Here is a 17077-nt window from a genome sequence, read left to right as displayed (position 1 = left end):
GATGAGCGCCCACAACGCCCCGCAGATCAGGGCCGCCCCGAGCATGGCGAACAGGGATCCGCGCAGTTCGAAGGTGTCCCCGCCGAACGTCAGCAGCAGGGCGACGCTGACCACCTCCACCACGAGGCAGTAGAAGAAGCCGAAGGCCGCGGTGACGGCGAGCTTGGTGCCGATCACCCCGTCCCGGCCGCGGGCGGTGAGGAACGTGGTGGTGAGCGTCTTGTACCGGAATTCCGTGCCCACGTTCACCGCCCCGAAGACCGCGGCGAACAGGACGACGAGGGCGACGGCGACCGCCAGGCCGAACAGGGTGGCGGCGAGGTTGGCCTCGTTCGGATCGGCCTCGAACGCGTCGGTGAACGCGCGCATCACGGGCAGGGTGATCGCGCTCGAGAACATCCCGACGATCAGTGGCGCCAGACCGAGCATCCACCAGAACCGCAGTGTGGTGACCTTGTGGAATTCCGCGGTGAGCAGCGCTGTCATCGCGGACCTCCGGACATCGGACCGTGCTGGGGGTGTGCGGGTGGCGGACCGTAGCCCGGTTGCGGGCCGTACCCGGGTGGCGGACCGTAACCCGGTTGCGGGGCGTACCCGGGAGGTGCGTACCCGGGCTGGGGCGCGTACGTCGGCGGCTGGCCGTACCCCGAGGGCGCGGCGGCACTCGCTCCGGCCACGTACTGGCCTGCGGTCATCGACAGGAAGAGTTGCTCCAGGTCGATGTGATCGCCGACGGCGCCGAAGATCGTCACCCCGGCGTCCGCGGCGACGGACTCGACGAGTTCGAGGGACGCGCCGACGACGGCGAGGCGTCCGTCGGCGAGCGAGCGGGCATCGACGATGCCCCTGGCGGCGAGGGCGGTGGYCRGGGCGGGCGGGCTCGAGGACGCGACCAGCAGCCTGCTCTGCTGCGACTTGCGCAGCTCCTCCATGCGTCCCTGATAGACGAGGGCGCCGCGGCTGACGATCACCAGATTGTCGACGGTCTGTTCCACTTCGCGGAGGATGTGGCTCGAGATCAGCACGGTCCGGCCGGATGCGGCGAAGCCCTTGAGGAACTCGCGCAGCCAGGCGATGCCCTCGGGGTCGAGTCCGTTGGCCGGTTCGTCGAGGATCAGGATTCGCGGATCACCCAGCAGCGCCGTCGCCAGCGACAGCCGCTGGCGCATGCCGAGGGAGAAGCCGCCCGCCTTGCGCCCGGCGACGTCCTCCAGTCCGACGAGCGCGAGCACCTGCAGTGCGCGTCCGTCCGGTACCCCGATCGCGGACGCGTACACCTTCAGGTGGTCGAGCGCCGTGCGGTTGGGGTGCAGGCTCTGCGAGTCCAGGACGGCGCCGACCGTGCGCGCGGGGTCGACGAGCGATTTGATCGGCACACCGGCGACCGTGGAGGCGCCCGACGTCGGCTTCACGAGACCGAGGATCATCCTCAGTGTCGTGGTCTTGCCGGACCCGTTGGGCCCGAGGAATCCGGTGATCGATCCCTGCGGCACGGTGAAGCTGAGGTCCGTGACGGCGTCGACGTTCTTGAAGCGCTTCGACAGCCCCCGCACCTCGATCGGCGCCGCGAAACTTCCCGGGATTGCTGTGGTCAACCCGTCCTCCCCTGCCACAATCGAATGGAACTGTTTCGACCCTACTGGGCTGCCGTGCCGAGATTCACCAACTGACGTACAGGGCGTCTGCGACGGCGCATGCTGAAACCAATCGATTGGGGACGTACATGAGCAAGCACCACCATCACCATCGCGACGTCATTTCTCCCGCCTACACGGGGCGCCTCTCGATCGATCCGTTTCCGGCGCTGCGGCTGCCGGACGAGGAAACCGATCCCGAGGCCGCGTACCGGTTCATCCACGACGAGTTGATGCTCGACGGCAGTTCGCGGCTGAACCTCGCCACGTTCGTCACCACATGGATGGATCCCGAGGCCGACAAGCTGATGGCCGAGACGTTCGACAAGAACATGATCGACAAGGACGAGTATCCCGCGACCGCGGCGATCGAGTCCCGGTGCGTGTCGATGGTGGCCGATCTGTTCCACGCTCCCGACCTGTCGACCACCGACCCGGCCAGCGCCACCGGCGTCTCGACGATCGGTTCGAGCGAGGCGGTCATGCTCGGTGGTCTCGCGCTCAAGTGGCTGTGGCGGGCGAAGCGGGAGGCGGCCGGGAAGGACACTGCGCGCCCGAATCTGGTGCTCGGCAGCAACGTGCAGGTGGTGTGGGAGAAGTTTTGCCGGTACTTCGACGTCGAGCCGAAGTACCTGCCGATGGAGAAGGGCCGCTACGTCATCACGCCGGAGCAGGTTCGGGACGCGGTCGACGAGAACACGATCGGAGCGGTCGTGATCGTGGGCACCACCTATACGGGGGAGCTCGAGCCGGTGGCGGCGATCGCGGACGCTCTCGACGAACTTGCTGCGTCCGGCGGCCCGGACGTCCCGATCCACGTGGACGCGGCGAGCGGTGGCTTCGTCGTTCCCTTCCTGCAGCCGGAGTTGTTGTGGGACTTCCGGGTTCCGCGCGTGGCCTCGATCAACGTGAGTGGCCACAAGTACGGTCTGACGTATCCGGGGATCGGGTTCGTGGTGTGGCGCGACAAAGAACACCTTCCCGAGGGGCTGGTGTTCCGGGTCAACTACCTGGGCGGCGACATGCCGACGTTCACCCTGAACTTCTCGCGGCCCGGCAATCAGGTGGTGGGGCAGTACTACAACTTCCTGCGACTGGGCCGGGCCGGCTACCGGTCGATCATGCAGACGTTGCGCGACACCGCAGTTCGCGTGGGCAAACGCATCGCCGAGATCGACGGCTTCACCCTGATCACGGACGGCACCGACATTCCGGTGGTGGCGTTCGAACTCGTCGGTGACCCCGGGTTCACGGTCTTCGACGTGTCACACGAGTTGCGGGCGCGGGGGTGGCAGGTGCCCGCCTACACGATGCCCGCCGACGCGGAGGACGTGGCGGTCCTGCGCATCGTCGTGCGCGAGGGCTTCAGCGCCGATCTCGGATCCCTCGTCGCCGAGGCGATCGAGGAAGTGTGCGCCGAACTCCGCGAGAAGGGTGGCGGGCGTTCGACGGAACAGCACTTCGCCCACTAGGTCAGGCCTCGATCGCGCGAAGTTCGTCCGGCCAGCGGGCCGGGGCGGGCCCGAACGCTTCACGCGCGTTCTTGACGACACCCTTGCCGATGGCCCGGTTGCCCGCGCCGCCGATGGCCGCGCCGATGCCTGCGGGCACGAGCTTGCCGAGGACCAGCGCGCTGCGGCGGGCAGCGTACTTGGTGATGAACTTGCGCACCAGCCTGCTGTTCATCCCCTTCATGGTGGGGCCGGGTATGCGGCTGGTGATGGCGCTCGCCCAGTTCTTCGCCGTCACGCCCGTCGCCTTCTGGACGATTTCCATGCCCGATTCGCCGAGCGCCACCGACAGGACGAGTGCGCGCCGCTGCTGGTGGTCGGCGGCCGAGATGCCGTGCACCGATGCGACCGCGAGAGTGAGCAGCGCCGCCGCTTCGAGGAAGAACGCCGATTCGGCGCCCACCGCCGCGATGGACGCGACGGTGCCGACCCCGGGAATCGCGGCGGTGGCGCCGACTGCACTTCCGCTGCCCGTCACGGCCAGCAGGAACATCTTCTCCATCCGCTCGACGATCTGCGCGGGCGACTCACCGGGGTGCGAGCGCCGGACCCATTCGACGTACTTCGCCACCGCGGGAGCCTGGAGACGGCTTCCGTTGTCGAGGACCGAGACCAGTACCTTCTCCACCGGTCCACCATTGCCAGCCATCGGGGCTCCCGTCTCGCCTGTGCTTCGAGTGTGCTGGCACCGACTGTAGGTGAGTTGACGCTGTGGCCGGTGTCGGCACCGTTGCCTAGGCTGGTTTCGTGAGCGTCGTCGAAAGCGATACCGCGGTGTCGTCCGGGGCCTTCCGGCGCCCGGCGGAACCGTTGCGCGCGCTGGTCACGGGGTACGACGGGTATCGGCTGGCCGGTTTCGAGCCCGGCATCCACCTCGGTCTGCCGTCGCCCTGCCTCACGGTGATCGTGACGATCGACGAGCCGCTCGACATCGCCGCCCAGGCGACGCCCGAGCAGGCGCCCGGTCGTTTCGACACTCTGGCCAGCGGCATCGCCACGGCACCGGTGACGATCCGGCACGACGGCAACCAGCACGGCGTCCAGTTGGCCCTCAGTCCTCTCGGCGCCCGGGCGCTGCTGGGGGTCCCCACGGCAGCGCTCGGCCCCTGGGTCGTCGGGCTCGAGGACCTGCTCGGTCCCGACGCGGGGGAACTGACCGAACGGCTGTCGCTCGAACCCGGCTGGGACGAGCGGTTCGCGATCCTCGACGAGGTCCTGACGCGCCGCGCGGCGCCGGCGGAGATCGACCCGCACCTCACCCGCGCCTGGCAGCTGCTCGTCGCCGGCGACGGCGCCCGGGTCGGTGACGTCGCGCACGACGTCGGCTGGAGCCGAAGACATCTGGTGAACAAGTTCGTCGCGGAATACGGCGTGACACCCAAGGACGTGGTGCGGTTGTCCCGTTTCCACCGCTCGCACCGGATGCTCAAGGGTGCCGCCGGGGCGACACTCGCCGACGTGTCCGCGTCGTGCGGGTATTACGACCAGGCGCACATGGCGCGGGACTGGCGCGACCTCGCGGGCGTCGCGCCGTCGCGGTGGCGCGAGATCGACCCGTTCTCATTCGTCCAAGACCCCTACCACGACGACGGCGCAGAGTGATGACATGACTACTTCGACGCACACCACATATGTGTGGCCCACCCTCGTCTACCGCGACGCGCGGGCCGCGATCCGCTTCCTCGTCGACGCCTTCGGGTTCGCCGAGAACGCGGTGTACGGCGAGGGCGACCGGGTCGATCACGCCGAACTCGGCTGGCCCAAGGGCGGCGGGATCATGCTCGGCTCGCCCAGTGAGGACTCGGTCATCAGCGACCTGCCGCCGGGGACGGGCTCGGTGTACCTCGTCGTCGACGACCCCGACGCGCTCCACGAGCGTGCCGTGGCCGCCGGCGCCACGATCGTCCGCGGACTGCGGGACGAGGACTACGGATCGCGCGGCTTCACCTGCCGTGACCCCGAGGGCGTGTTCTGGAGTTTCGGCACCTACACCGGCTCGTAGATCCGCCCGATCACGCCCGGTGCCCGGCCGGGACCTCCTCGCCGGGCTTCGGCGGAGGTGGCGGCGTGCCGTCCCCGAACGGCCTGCCGCCGAGTTGTTCACGCCCGTGTGGCTCGAGCCAGCCGGACAGGTCTGGCCCCTTCGGCACGATCCGGGTGGGATTGATGTCGGTGTGCACGATGTAGTAGTGCTGCTTGATCTGGGTGAAGTCGATGGTGTCGCCGAACCCGGGTGTCTGGAAGAGATCGCGGGCATAACTCCACAGCACGGGCATCTCGTCGAGTTTGTTCCGATTGCACTTGAAATGGCCGTGATAGACCGCGTCGAACCGGGCCAGGGTGGTGAACAGGCGCACGTCGGCCTCGGTGATCGTGTCGCCGACGAGGAACCTGCGGTCGGTCAGACGGTCCTCGAGCCAGTCGAGGCGGGCGAACAGGCGGTCGTACGCGGATTCGTACGCCTCCTGGGAGCCGGCGAAACCGCACCGGTACACCCCGTTGTTGACGTCGCGGAACACGAGATCGGCGACCTCGTCGATCTCGTCGCGCAGCGGCTCGGGGTACAGGTCGGGCGCGCCCTCGCGGTGGTACTGCGTCCATTCCGAGGACAGATCCAGGGTGATCTGCGGGTAGTCGTTGGTGACCACCTGCCCGGTGGGGACGTCGACGATCGCGGGCACGGTGATGCCGCGGGGGTAGTCCGGGAAACGTGCGAAGTACGCGTCCTGCAGGCGCGGGATCTTCAGCACGGGGTCGAGCCCGTCCGGATCGAGATCGAAAGTCCAGCTGCGCTTGTCGTGGGTGGGGCCGCACAGTCCCATGGACAACGCGTCCTCGAGTCCGAGAAGTCGCCGGACGATGATCGCGCGGTTGGCCCACGGGCACGCCCGAGCGGCGACGAGGCGGTAGCGGCCCGGTTCGACCGGATAGCCGTCGCGGCCGTCGGCCGTGATGCGGGTGGGGATGTAGTGGGTGTCGCGCGTGAACTCGGCGCCGGATTCGACGTAGGCGCCTTCCGTGCTGTGCGGTTCTGCCGTTCGTTCTGTCATGGTTGGCTCGTCCCCGTCCTTCGATGTCTCTCAGAGCGTACTTCGGGAGATCGTGACCGCGGCATACGTTCCCAGTTCCCGGTACCCGGCGCGAGCGGCGAGCGCGCGCGAGGCCAGATTGTCGCGGGGTGAACGACATTGGGCGATCAGGCCGCTGTCGAGCGCGTCGTCGGTGGCGATCCCGGCGACCGTGGCGCCCAGTCCCTGCCGCCGGAACGCCGGCGCCGTCAGCACACCGACATCGGCGAGGAAACCCTGGAACTCGGCGTACCCGGCGGAACTGACCGGTTGCTGCGCGTCGTCGAGAATCGTGAACCATCGGTCGCGGTCACCCAGGCGGGCCTCGGTGACGTCGTCCGGGGGACACGCCTCCTCGACCTGCCGGACGTGGTCGTGTTCGTGGGAGACGAGCGGTGGCCGCCCGGTCGCCGGGTCCTGGTAGTCGGTGCCGAACGCGAGCGCCACGGGACCGGCGCACCGTCCGGACCGATCCTGGGTGAGGGCGAGCAGGGTTGCGGATTCGGTCAGTTCCTCCGACGTGTGCCCGTCGGCGCGCTCGATCGCCCACCGCGGTCCGACGAGCGCGCACGTCTCGCCCAGGCGCAGGAAGCGGATCGTGTCCGTGTCGTCGTCGACCCGGACGGCGCGGTCGTCGGCGCCCGGCCGGGTGGACAGAGCGTCATCGGGTAATCCCAGTTCGCGTGACCAGGCGAGTCGAATGATGTCGAGGTGATGGGAGTCCACCGGACCCACGGTAACCGCTTGTTCCCCATCCGCCCGGACGGTATATTCCACGTGGAGTAATTCGACGTGGAGTAGTGGAGGTGGTGACAATGGCACTCACGCCGCTCGGTGTCACCATCCTCGGTCTGCTGTGTGAGCGGACGATGCATCCGTACGAGATGTACCAACTCGCCGCCGCCCGGCGTGGACGCGTCGTGAAGATCCGGCCGGGGTCGCTGTATCACACCGTGAGCARGCTCGAAGGCGAAGGGCTGGTGCGCACCACCGGTACCGACCGGGCGGGAAACCGGCCCGAACGCACCATGTACGAGGTCACCGAGGCGGGCCGGGAAGCGCTCGTCCACCGGGTCAGCGACATGCTCGCCACCCCGGTGCACGAGTACCCGCAGTTCCCGCTCGCACTGGCGGAGGCGCACAACGTCGCCGCCCCCACCGTGGTGGAACTGCTCCGGCAACGGCTCGATCACCTCACCCGCGAAATCGACGAACTCGAGACCGCTGCCGCGCTCGCCTGTTCCACCGAGACCCCCAGGATCTTCCTCCTCGGCAACGAATTTCTCGTCACCGTTGCCCGCGCGGAGCACGAATGGCTCAGCGCCCTGGTGGCCGACATCGACTCCGGAGCCCTCCCGTGGCTTTCGCCGGAACTTCTCGAACGACTGACACACTCACGCCGGATCCCATCCGGTTCAGTAAAGGATTGATGATGGACACCGAGCGCAGCGCACCACCCACGTCGCCACCCGAGCATCGAAATCCGTGGCCGGCCCTGTGGGCCCTCGTCATCGGCTTCTTCATGATCCTCGTCGACAGCACCATCGTCGCGGTGGCCAACCCGGCGATCATGAACGACCTGCACACCGACATCAACAAGGTCGTCTGGGTCACCAGCGCGTACCTGCTGGCGTATGCGGTGCCGCTGCTGGTCACCGGTCGACTCGGTGATCGGTTCGGTCCCAAGAACATCTACCTGATCGGGCTCGTCCTGTTCACCGGTGCGTCGCTGTGGTGCGGCCTCTCCGGCACCATCACCATGCTAATCGTCGCCCGGGTCTTCCAGGGACTGGGCGCCGCACTGATGACGCCGCAGACGATGGCCGTCATCACCCGCACGTTCCCGCCGGACCGCCGCGGCACCGCGATGGGTCTGTGGGGCGCCGTCGCGGGTGTCGCCACCCTGGTGGGACCGCTGGCGGGCGGCGTCCTCGTGGACAACCTCGGCTGGGAGTGGATCTTCATCGTCAACGTGCCCGTGGGCGTGATCGCGTTCGTGCTGGCCTGGCGACTGGTGCCGTCGCTCGAGACCCACGAGCACAAGTTCGACATCCCCGGGGTCGTCCTCAGCGCGCTCGGCATGTTCTTCCTCGTGTTCGGAATCCAGGAAGGCAGCTCCTACGACTGGTCGGCGACCGTGCTGGCGTCGATCGGCGCCGGCCTCGTCCTACTCGGCGTCTTCGTCTGGTACCAGTCCTGGAACAAGAACGAGCCGCTCCTGCCCCTGGGCCTGTTCAAGGACCGCAACTTCTCGCTCGCCAACGTGGCGATCACCTCGATGGGATTCGCGATCACCGCGATGGTCCTGCCGCTGATGTTCTACACGCAGGCGGTGCGGGGTCTGTCGCCCACACGGTCGGCCCTGCTGCTCGTGCCCATGGCCGTCCTCACCGGCGTGTTCGCCCCGTTCATCGGCAAGCTCGTGGACCGCACCCACCCGCGGTACATCGCGGGCGCCGGATTCCTGCTGTTCTCGATCGCACTCGCCTGGCTGTCCATGGTCATGTCACCCGACGTGGCGATCTGGGAACTGCTGCTGCCCATCGGACTGATCGGCCTCGCCAACGCGTGTATCTGGTCGCCGCTCGCGGCCACGGCCACGCACAACCTTCCGCCCCATCAGGCGGGCGCCGGAGCAGGCGTGTACAACACGACCCGCCAGGTCGGCGCCGTCCTCGGCAGCGCCGCGATCGGCGCACTCATCACGGCCCGCCTGTCCGCTCAGGGGCTGAACGCCGACAGCCAGGAGGCCGGCGTGGGGGAGATGCCGGAATTCGTGAAGGAACCGTTCGCGACGGCGATGTCGCAGTCGATCTGGTTGCCCGCGGCCGTCCTGCTGATCGGTTTCCTCGCCTCGGTGTGCTTCGCGCGACCGTTGCGCGAGAAGAAGCCCGGAGTCAGTGCGGGCGACGCAGCCAGTCGGGAAACATCACTGCAGGGTTGAGGTAGTCCGCGGGATCGAACGCCTGCTTGATCGTCCACATCGCGGTGATGTCCTCGCGGCTGAGGGAGAGGTCCAGGTAGTTGCGCTTGTGTGCGCCGACGCCGTGCTCGGACGCGATGTTGCCGCCGTGATCGCGGATCAGTTCCGTGACCGGCAGGTACAGCACGGACTCGTCGGGGCAGCGCAGCACGTTGAGGTGGACGTTGCCGTCGGCGACGTGCCCGAAGAGCACCGGGATCGCGTCAGGTGCCCGGCTCGTCACCATTGCGACCGCGTCGGCGACGAACGCGGCGAGGGTGTCCAGTGGGAGGGCGGCGTCGAACTTGAGCGGGGGTCCGAACAGTCCGACCACGTCCGCGAACGCATCCCGCGCCGCCCACACGCGGGCGCGGCCTGCGGGATCGATCCCGACAGCGGGTTCGTCGTCGGGATCGCACTGCTCCAGGGCCTCGGCCAGGTCGTCGGTGAGGTCGCGCCCGCCGGCCAGTTCCACGAGGAGATACCACGGCAGACCCGTGGGGACCGCGAAACCCAGCCGCGAGGAGGCCAATTCGAGCCCACGGCCGTCGAGCATCTCCACGGCGTCCACCCCGTCGAGCCGCCGGACGACGCGAGCGGCGTCGATCAAGCTGGATAGTTGCGCGAAGCCCGCGAGGGCGGTCACACGGAACTCGGGCACGGGGTGGAGTGCGAGATCGACGGTCGTGACCACACCGAGCGTGCCCTCGCTGCCGACCCACAGCGCGGGCAGGTCGTATCCGCAGTTCTCGGCGCCCATCCGCATGCTGCGCCGCACGATCGCCCCGTCGGGCAGCACCACTTCCAGGCCCAGCACCTGGGCCGACATATGGCCGTACCGCACGGTGTGCAGCCCACCGGCATTGGTCGACACCATGCCGCCGATCGTCGCGGTATCGCGGGACGCGATGTCGACGCCGAACAGCAGTCCGGCGTCGGACGCGGTGTGCCGGAGTGTCGAGAGGGTGACCCCGGCGCCGACGGTGACGCGCAGGTTCTCGCGGTCGACGGCGCCGACCGCGGTCAGCCGTTCCGTCGACAGCAGTACGTCATCGTGCTCGGGAACCGTTCCCGCTTCGAGGCCGGTGCGGCCACCCTGCACGGTGACCTTCACCCCGGCTCGGCGGCAGATGTCCAGCACGGCCGAGACTTCCGCGGCATCTGCGGGCCGGACGAGTGCGCTCGCCCGCCCGCTGTAGCGCCCCGTGTGGTCGGTGGCGCGGGCGGCGAGCACGTCCGCGTCCACGGTCACGAACCGATCACCGACGGCGTCGGCCAGCGCCGCGCGCAGCGAGTCCACACCCCGATCGTAGGCGGAACACGTGTGGCAGTCTGGCGGCATGACTGAGCCTGCAGCCGCGCATCCCACCCGACTCGAGCGTGTCCGTACCGACGCCGGCGCCGAGATCGCGATCCTGACGTTCGCCCACGGCGCACTGAACCTCTTCGATCAGGCGATGTTCGACGCCGTGCAGGCCGACGTCGCGGCGCTCGCCGAGGATCCGCCGCGCGCGGTGCTGCTGCGCGCCGAGGGCAAGGTGGTCTCCGCAGGGGTGGACGTCCACGTGTTCGACCGGCTCACCGCGGAACAGGGCGCGGACCTGTGGCAGGAGTTGTTCGCCGAGATCTGCCATCCGCTCGAGGCGCTGCCGTGCCCCGTCGTGTACTCGGCGCACGGACTGACGCTGACCGCGGCCTTCGAGATCGCGCTCGCCTGCGACATCATCCTCGCCGCACCGAAGGCGAAGTTCGGACTGGTCGAGACGGTGGTGGGGCTGACTCCGTCGATGGGCGGTCCGCAGCGGCTGGCCGAGCGGGCGGGGTCCGGCCGCGCCCGGGAACTGGTGATGACCGGTGACCTGTACGACGCCGCGACACTGCGCGACTGGGGTGTGGTCAACGCCGTCCACGAGGACGTCGACGCGGAGGCCCGCGCCCTCGTCGCACGCCTGGCGGACGGGCCGACGCGCGCACACGACGCCACGAAGCAGATCATCTCCGCGTGGCGGTCGGGTGGAGTCGCGCACGCCGACTCGATCACACCCGACGTGTCGGGTGCCCTGTTCGAGACCGACGACCTCGAGGGTGCGGTACGCAGCTTCCTCGACTTCGGACCGGGCAAGGCGACGTACCGCGGACGGTAGGCGTCGGCGATCCGCTCCCCGCAACTGTGACGGGCGTCATATAGTCGTGGCAACGTCCCGGTCGCGCAGCAGTGTCGTCAGCGGAGGTGCAGATGCCGTCGTCCCTCGTCGAGTACCCGAGTAGTGGTCCCTTCTTCCACGACGACCGGGTGGTCCGTGGCCGCGACGGCCTGCTCCGGTACGGCGGGCTCAACCCGTCGCTCACCGAGCTGCTCGACATCTCCGTGCACCGCTACGCGGGCCGGGTCGCCGTCGAGGAGGACGGTGGCCGGTCTCTCACGTTCTCGCAACTGTGGACGTCCGCGGCGCGGGTGGCCGGCGGGCTGAAGTCGAAGGGCGTCGAGATCGGCGACCGCGTCGCCGTCCGGCAGCCCGTGGGGGTTCGCTGGGTCGAGGCGTTCCTCGGGGTGTTGCTCGCCGGCGGCGTGCCGGTCGGGGTGAGCCCGGCACTCGACGACGCGCAGACCGGTGAGGTGCTCGCCGACAGCGAGTCGGTGCTGATCCTCGACGGCGAACTGCCGGAGGGCATCTCGTTCATCGACGACGGCGCGAGCCCCGACGAGCTGGTGCTGCTGTCGTACACGCCTGGCCCGTCGGAGTCCCCGACGGGTGTGGAGCTGAGCAACGAGAACGTCCTCTCGACCATCGAATCCGTGCTCCACGCGCGCGGGTTCAGCTCCGAGGGACTGCGGAATCTCCTCGTCGAACCCGAACTGCACACCGTCGGATCGCTCGTCGAACTTCTCTCGACGTTGGTGGTGGGCGGAACGGTCCTGCTGACTGGGAGCACCGACGCCGCGTCGTGGCGCGGCACCGGTGCCGACGTGCTCACCGCGGCGCCCGCCGTCCTCCTGCGGGCCGTGGAGACCTCGCGGGTGACGAGCTTCGGCCGGCGCGCGGTGCGCTGGATCGACTACAGCGGCTCCGGACTGTCCCTGGAGCAGTCGCAACTGCTCCGGCGGACGTTCCCTGCGGCCAGGCACTTCCTCGGATGGGGAATGACCGAGACGTGCGGCGCCGGGCTGGCGCTGCCCGACGAGTGCGCTCTGACACACGCGGGCAGTGTGGGCGTCGCGTTCGGCGGGATGGAGGTGGCCCTCCTCGGACCCGACGCCGGCCGCGGTGTCGGCGAATTGCTCTGCCGCGGTCCGGGAGTCAGCCGCGGCTACTGGAACCGGCCCGAGGTCACCGCGAGAACCTTTACGGGTGGCTGGTTTCACACCGGCGACACCGCGAATATCGACGGCGACGGCTTCGTCCGTATCGTCGACCGCGACACCGCTGCCTAGGTGGTGCGAAAGGCAGGTATCCACCCGTGAGCTCTCCCGTCGCCGAGCTGCACATGCACATCGAGGGTTCCCTCGAACCCGAGCTGATCTTCGCGCTGGCCGAACGGAATTCCGTGCAGCTGCCGTACACGGACCTCGACGATCTCCGGTCGCGGTACGAGTTCACCGATCTGCAGTCGTTCCTCGACCTGTACTTCGCCAACATGCAGGTGCTGCGGACGGCGCAGGACTTCGCGGACCTCACCCGCGCCTATTTCGCGCGGGCGTCGGCGGGCGGCGTCGCGCACGTGGAGTTCTTCTTCAACCCGCAGGCCCACGTCAATCGTGGTGTGCCGCTGCACGAGGTGCTCGACGGAATCATGGACGCGGTGGGCACCAGCGAGCGGGAGTTCGGCCTCAGCAGCGCTGCGATCGCCGCGATCCTGCGGGACCGTCCCGTGCACGAGGCGGAGGAAGTGTTCTCGGAGATCATCCGGTTGCAGACACCGATCGTCGGGCTCGGGCTGGACTCGGCCGAGGTGGGAAACCCGCCGTCGCTGTTCGAGGACGTGTTCGCCCGCGCCCGGTCGGAGGGGCTGCACGTGGTCGCCCACGCAGGCGAGGAAGGCCCGCCGGAGTACATCTGGCAGGCGCTCGACCTCCTCGGCGCCGAGCGCATCGACCACGGGGTGCGGGCGCTCGAGGACCCGGCGCTCGTGGCGCGTCTGGTGGACGAGGAGGTGCCGCTGACCGTGTGCCCGCTGTCGAACGTGCGACTGTGCGTCGTCGACTCGCTGTCCGAGCACCCGTTGCGGACCATGCTGGAGGCGGGTCTGCTCGTCACCGTGAACTCCGACGACCCCGCGTACTTCGGCGGGTACGTCGACGACAACTTCGCCCAGCTGCGGGATCAGCTCGGCCTCACCGATGCCGAGCGGGAAACTTTGGCGCGCAACTCGATCAAAGCGTCGTTCGCGAGCGACGCGCGCAAGGCGCAACTGCTCCGCGGCTGACGGTCCCCGCCGTCAGTCGATCAGCCCCGAGCCGCCGAGACCGGCGACGACGGCCAGGACGTCCCGGTCGCGGCCGTGCGGGCCGACCAGGCAGAGGCCGACGGGAACTCCGTCGTCGGTGCGCAACGGCACGGTCGCGTTGGGCAGTCCGGAGATGGTCGCGAGGCACGTGAGCATGCCGGTGGCGCGCATCGTGTTCCGGAACCGGTCACCGCTGGGGTAGCTTGTCCGCTCGGGGGCCGTGGAGGAGGTCGCCGGCAGCAGGAGCAGGCTGTCGCCCACATACGCGGTGATCGTCTGCGACGCCTCGCCGAGCTTGATCAGCTTCCGGCCGTACGTGGATTCCCAGATGCGGCTCGCATCGGCGAAATTGCGGCCGGGTTCGTCGCCGAGCGACGTCATCGCCCCGCTCACCCAGTCGCCGTGCAGCCGCCACGCCTCGTAGCCCTGCACGGCGACGACGGCGTCGTACCAGTCGGGAAGCCGGCCGATGTCCGTGTCGGTCCACGTCAGCCGGGGGAGGGAACTCTTCTCCCACGCGGTGAGGGCGCGCCGCACCGCACCGAGCGCCCCCGCCTCGGCGACGGCGTTGATGCCGTCCGAGGTGAGCGCGCTACGGAACGGGGACTCCGCCGTGAGCGGGAGAAGCGCGCCGGAGACCGCGACGAGGGTGTCGAGGTCGCCACAGACCCACGCCGGGGTATCGAAGGTGGGGGACAGCGGAAACAGCCCGTCGGTGGAGACGGCGCCCCGGGACGGTGCGAAGCCGTACAGGCCCTGATACGAGGCGGGGATGCGGACGGAACCGGTGGTGTCGATACCCAATCCGATGTCGGCGGCGCCCTGCGCGACCGCACTTGCGGCGCCCGACGTCGCACCGCCGGGCAGGCGGTCCTCGGCGCGGGCGTTGGGCGGCGTGCCGAATTGCTGGTTGATGCCCGAATGCCCGTAACCGAGGTCGTCGGTCTGCGCCAGACCGACGACCCGGGCGCCCTGACCGAGGAGGCGCGCCACCACTGCGGCGGTACCCGTCTCGACAGGAGCCTCGGCGAGCCGCCGTCCGCTGCCCGCGCCGATCTGCTGTCCCGCAACGGCGTACAGGTCGGTGACCGCGAGTCGCATGCCGGCGAGGGGCCCGTCACCAGTTGGCGCGACCAGCGGATCGCCCTGCACGCGCCACGTCGCCTTGTCGACCGGCGCGAACTCGGACACCGCTCCGCCGCCCGGAACGGACAAGCCGTCGGGAAGCGGCGGAACCTCCGGGTCGTGTAGGCGTTCCCCGCACGCGCCGAGCATCACGGCACCGATCGCCGCTGCACCGGACGCACCCGCGACGCGAAGGAAGTCGCGACGGTCTAAAGCTCGACTGGGGGTCACCTAGCTCACGTTAGCGACCCAGGACCTGCTGGAGGTACGCGTTGCCGAACATTCGCTCGGGGTCGTACTTGTCGCGCACGGCGACGAACTCGTCGAAGTTCGGATACGCGGGCCGCAAGTCGTCGGCGGTGCGGCCGTGCATCTTGCCCCAGTGCGGTCGCCCGTCCACTTCCCGGGCGATGGCCTCGACCGCGGCGAAGTACGGCTCGTGATCTCGGCGATGGTACTGGTGCACCGCGATGTACGCCGTGTCCCGGCCGTTCGCCGTCGACAGCCACACGTCGTCGCCCGCGGCGAACCGGACCTCGACGGGGAACGCGACCGTGAAACCGGACTTCTCCATCCACGCATCGATCGCCGCGAGAGTGTCGGGGAGGGCCTCGGTGGGAACCGCGTATTCCATCTCCCGGAACTTGACCCGGCGCTCCGACGCGAAGACGCGGTAACTGCGGTCGGTGAACTCGCGCGCGCTCAGCATGCGCGACGACAGCCGGTTGATCTTCGGGATCGTCGTCGGGGCAAGGCCTGCGACCCTGTTGATGCCCTCGAACAGGACATTCGCGAGCAGTTCGTCGTCGACGTAGGCCCGGACCGGGTGGAGGGGAGAAACCGGGGTGTCACCGGGTAGCCGGGTGTTGCGTTTCGTCAGCACGCGGCGGGTGTGGGGAAACCAGTAGAACTCGAAGTGGTCGATCGTGGCGCGGTCGTGGTCGAGCCGGTCGAGGATGGCGTCCAACGACTCGGGCTTCTCGACGGCGTGCATCACGTAGTGCGGCACGCACTGGATCGTGACCTTCGAGATGATGCCCACGGCGCCGAGTCCCAGCCGTGCCGCCTCGAACAGTTCGGGATTGTCGGTGGGGGAGCAGTCGGCCACCGAGCCGTCCGCCAGCACCACCTGCAGGGCGCGGACCTGAGTGGCGAGACCTCCGAAACGTGCGCCGGTGCCGTGGGTTCCGGTGGACAGCGCACCCGCGACGGACTGCACGTCGATGTCGCCCAGGTTGATCATCGCCAGGCCACGGTGCCAGAGTTGCTCGCTCAGGTCGTGCAGCCGCGTGCCGGCGAGGACGGTGACGAGGGCGCCCGCCGGTTCGTCGAGGGTGACGGATTCGATCCCGGTGAGGGCGTCGAGGCTGACGAGGATCCCGTCGGTGACGGCGACCCCGGTGAAGGAGTGACCCGACCCGACGGCCTTGACCCGCTGTCCGTGCTCCGCGGCACCGGAGACGAGCGCGCTGAGTTCCTCCACCGAGCGCGGAGTCGCGAAGCGCAGCGGGTTCGCCGTCTCGGTGCCCGCCCAGTTGCGCCATGTGTCCTGTGCCATTCGCCCATCATGAACCTGGACGCTCGTCCAGGCAAATGGCAGGTTGGTCGGGCGTCCGTGTTGGTCGCGGGCGGGGCCCCCGCAGGTTCTACGATCAGAGGATGCTGAACAGGCTCCCTGCGGATGAACGTCGTGCCCAACTCGTCGAGTCGGCGCTGGCCATCGCGGAGCAGCGCGGCGTCGCGTCGGTCACGGTGCGTGCCGTGGCGGAGGAGGCGGGCGTCTCGCTCGGTGTGGTGCACTACTGCTTCGAGAGCAAGGAGGAGCTCCTCGCGGCGATGGGCGAGAGCCTGATTCTGCAGCTCAGCGCGTCGATGCGACTGGCGTTCGGTCAGGTGCGGCACGCGCCGGACCTGCGCGGGATCGACGGTCTGCGCGAACTCCTCCACATCGGAATCAGCGGAATGTGGCCGATCATCGAGGCCACCCCGGACCGTCAGTTGCTGACGTACGAGATCACCGCGCAGGCGCTGCGGCACCGCGCGTCCGGGAGTGAGCGTGCCGGCGACATCGCCGGTCAGCAGTATCGGACCATGGACGAGGAGGCGATCGAGTTCCTCGCCGAGTGCGCCCGCATCGCCGAAGTCGGCTGGGCCACCCCGGTCGAGGCGATCGCGCGGTTCGGTCTGGCCATCCTGGACGGGCTCGTGCTGCGGTGGCTCGTGGACCGCGACAGCGAGGCGATGATCGCGGCGCTGGACGACATGGTGCACGTGATCGCGTCGAAGGCGGTCGAGCGGGCCTGAGCGGGTCCGAGTCGATCTGGACAATCG

At 69.0% G+C, this 17077-nt stretch carries 17 protein-coding genes; 9 read left to right on the top strand and 8 right to left on the bottom strand.

Annotated features, from left to right (window positions below):
• Both AC1D1G_RS18730 and AC1D1G_RS18725 read right to left on the bottom strand, forming a co-directional pair.
• Positions 1-486: ABC transporter permease (locus AC1D1G_RS18730; RefSeq protein ID WP_477953173.1), on the bottom strand; the 486-nt coding region annotated here is incomplete at its 3' end.
• Positions 483-1595 (bottom strand): ABC transporter ATP-binding protein, encoded by a 1113-nt coding sequence (locus tag AC1D1G_RS18725; RefSeq protein WP_477953172.1) that lies wholly within the window; start codon positions 1593-1595, stop codon positions 483-485. The genes AC1D1G_RS18730 and AC1D1G_RS18725, both read right to left, overlap by 4 nt.
• Before the next feature lie 128 nt (positions 1596-1723).
• On the opposite strand from AC1D1G_RS18725, the gene gad reads away from it, so the two are divergent.
• Positions 1724-3106: a glutamate decarboxylase gene (gad, locus tag AC1D1G_RS18720; RefSeq protein ID WP_280783527.1), complete on the top strand. Its 1383-nt coding sequence runs from the start codon at positions 1724-1726 to the stop codon at positions 3104-3106.
• 1 nt (position 3107) lies between these two features.
• Here gad and AC1D1G_RS18715 read toward each other — a convergent pair whose 3' ends face one another.
• The gene (locus tag AC1D1G_RS18715) at positions 3108-3794 is read right to left on the bottom strand and encodes a hypothetical protein (protein ID WP_283332910.1); all 687 of its coding nucleotides are present in this window, start codon (positions 3792-3794) and stop codon (positions 3108-3110) included.
• Positions 3795-3892: 98 nt separating this feature from the next.
• Between AC1D1G_RS18715 and AC1D1G_RS18710 the strand changes: the two genes are divergently transcribed.
• Positions 3893-4747: a helix-turn-helix domain-containing protein gene (locus AC1D1G_RS18710; protein ID WP_283354792.1), complete on the top strand. Its 855-nt coding sequence runs from the start codon at positions 3893-3895 to the stop codon at positions 4745-4747.
• 4 nt (positions 4748-4751) lie between these two features.
• Positions 4752-5147 carry a VOC family protein gene (locus AC1D1G_RS18705; RefSeq protein WP_280783531.1) on the top strand — a complete coding sequence of 132 codons (396 nt, stop codon included), beginning with the start codon at positions 4752-4754 and terminating at the stop codon, positions 5145-5147.
• 10 nt (positions 5148-5157) lie between these two features.
• On the opposite strand, the gene AC1D1G_RS18700 is transcribed toward AC1D1G_RS18705, so the two are convergent.
• Entirely contained in the window at positions 5158-6195 is a 1038-nt protein-coding gene (locus tag AC1D1G_RS18700) for a glutathione S-transferase family protein (protein WP_317567996.1), read from the bottom strand.
• A 30-nt stretch (positions 6196-6225) separates the two neighbouring features.
• On the bottom strand, positions 6226-6948 hold the full coding sequence (locus AC1D1G_RS18695) for a GNAT family N-acetyltransferase (RefSeq protein ID WP_283333054.1): 723 nt from the start codon (positions 6946-6948) through the stop codon (positions 6226-6228).
• An 80-nt stretch (positions 6949-7028) separates the two neighbouring features.
• Between AC1D1G_RS18695 and AC1D1G_RS18690 the strand changes: the two genes are divergently transcribed.
• Both AC1D1G_RS18690 and AC1D1G_RS18685 read left to right on the top strand, forming a co-directional pair.
• Complete coding sequence (locus AC1D1G_RS18690; protein WP_477953170.1) at positions 7029-7643, top strand: PadR family transcriptional regulator; 615 nt, start codon at positions 7029-7031, stop codon at positions 7641-7643.
• A 2-nt stretch (positions 7644-7645) separates the two neighbouring features.
• Positions 7646-9157 (top strand): MFS transporter, encoded by a 1512-nt coding sequence (locus AC1D1G_RS18685; RefSeq protein ID WP_477953174.1) that lies wholly within the window; start codon positions 7646-7648, stop codon positions 9155-9157.
• Here AC1D1G_RS18685 and AC1D1G_RS18680 read toward each other — a convergent pair.
• Positions 9111-10475: an FAD-binding oxidoreductase gene (locus tag AC1D1G_RS18680; RefSeq protein WP_283354789.1), complete on the bottom strand. Its 1365-nt coding sequence runs from the start codon at positions 10473-10475 to the stop codon at positions 9111-9113. The genes AC1D1G_RS18685 and AC1D1G_RS18680 overlap by 47 nt on opposite strands.
• Before the next feature lie 40 nt (positions 10476-10515).
• Here AC1D1G_RS18680 and AC1D1G_RS18675 point away from each other — a divergent pair, with 40 nt between their 5' ends.
• From AC1D1G_RS18675 to AC1D1G_RS18665, 3 genes are all read left to right on the top strand, one after another.
• Entirely contained in the window at positions 10516-11319 is an 804-nt protein-coding gene (locus AC1D1G_RS18675; protein ID WP_477953169.1) for an enoyl-CoA hydratase/isomerase family protein, read from the top strand.
• 92 nt (positions 11320-11411) lie between these two features.
• Positions 11412-12608, top strand: coding sequence for a class I adenylate-forming enzyme family protein (locus AC1D1G_RS18670; RefSeq protein ID WP_283354787.1), 1197 nt, complete (start codon positions 11412-11414; stop codon positions 12606-12608).
• A gap of 26 nt (positions 12609-12634) precedes the next feature.
• Entirely contained in the window at positions 12635-13600 is a 966-nt protein-coding gene (locus AC1D1G_RS18665; protein ID WP_378471522.1) for an adenosine deaminase, read from the top strand.
• Between the two features lie 12 nt (positions 13601-13612).
• Here AC1D1G_RS18665 and AC1D1G_RS18660 read toward each other — a convergent pair whose 3' ends face one another.
• Together AC1D1G_RS18660 and AC1D1G_RS18655 are read right to left on the bottom strand one after the other, a co-directional pair.
• Positions 13613-14977, bottom strand: a complete 1365-nt coding sequence (locus AC1D1G_RS18660; protein ID WP_477953167.1) for an amidase family protein — start codon at positions 14975-14977, stop codon at positions 13613-13615.
• 10 nt (positions 14978-14987) lie between these two features.
• Positions 14988-16304 (bottom strand): D-arabinono-1,4-lactone oxidase, encoded by a 1317-nt coding sequence (locus AC1D1G_RS18655; protein WP_477953166.1) that lies wholly within the window; start codon positions 16302-16304, stop codon positions 14988-14990.
• 101 nt (positions 16305-16405) lie between these two features.
• On the opposite strand from AC1D1G_RS18655, the gene AC1D1G_RS18650 reads away from it, so the two are divergent.
• A complete protein-coding gene (locus AC1D1G_RS18650; protein ID WP_105412733.1) occupies positions 16406-17050 on the top strand; it encodes a TetR/AcrR family transcriptional regulator in 645 nt (214 codons plus the stop codon).
• The last annotated feature ends 27 nt before the right edge of the window (positions 17051-17077 follow it).

It is taken from the genome of Rhodococcus sp. P3_B8, from assembly GCF_056402775.1.
This window is presented reverse-complemented; position numbering and strand designations above follow the sequence as displayed.

Bases quoted from the DNA above. Each gene is read 5' to 3' on its own strand.
- gad (WP_280783527.1), top strand. From the start codon at position 1,724: ATGAGCAAGCACCACCATCACCATCGCGACGTCATTTCTCCCGCCTAC.
- AC1D1G_RS18715 (WP_283332910.1), bottom strand. From the start codon at position 3,794: ATGGCTGGCAATGGTGGACCGGTGGAGAAGGTACTGGTCTCGGTCCTC.
- AC1D1G_RS18705 (WP_280783531.1), top strand. From the start codon at position 4,752: ATGACTACTTCGACGCACACCACATATGTGTGGCCCACCCTCGTCTAC.
- AC1D1G_RS18700 (WP_317567996.1), bottom strand. From the start codon at position 6,195: ATGACAGAACGAACGGCAGAACCGCACAGCACGGAAGGCGCCTACGTC.
- AC1D1G_RS18685 (WP_477953174.1), top strand. From the start codon at position 7,646: ATGGACACCGAGCGCAGCGCACCACCCACGTCGCCACCCGAGCATCGA.
- AC1D1G_RS18675 (WP_477953169.1), top strand. From the start codon at position 10,516: ATGACTGAGCCTGCAGCCGCGCATCCCACCCGACTCGAGCGTGTCCGT.
- AC1D1G_RS18670 (WP_283354787.1), top strand. From the start codon at position 11,412: ATGCCGTCGTCCCTCGTCGAGTACCCGAGTAGTGGTCCCTTCTTCCAC.
- AC1D1G_RS18655 (WP_477953166.1), bottom strand. From the start codon at position 16,304: ATGGCACAGGACACATGGCGCAACTGGGCGGGCACCGAGACGGCGAAC.
- AC1D1G_RS18650 (WP_105412733.1), top strand. From the start codon at position 16,406: ATGCTGAACAGGCTCCCTGCGGATGAACGTCGTGCCCAACTCGTCGAG.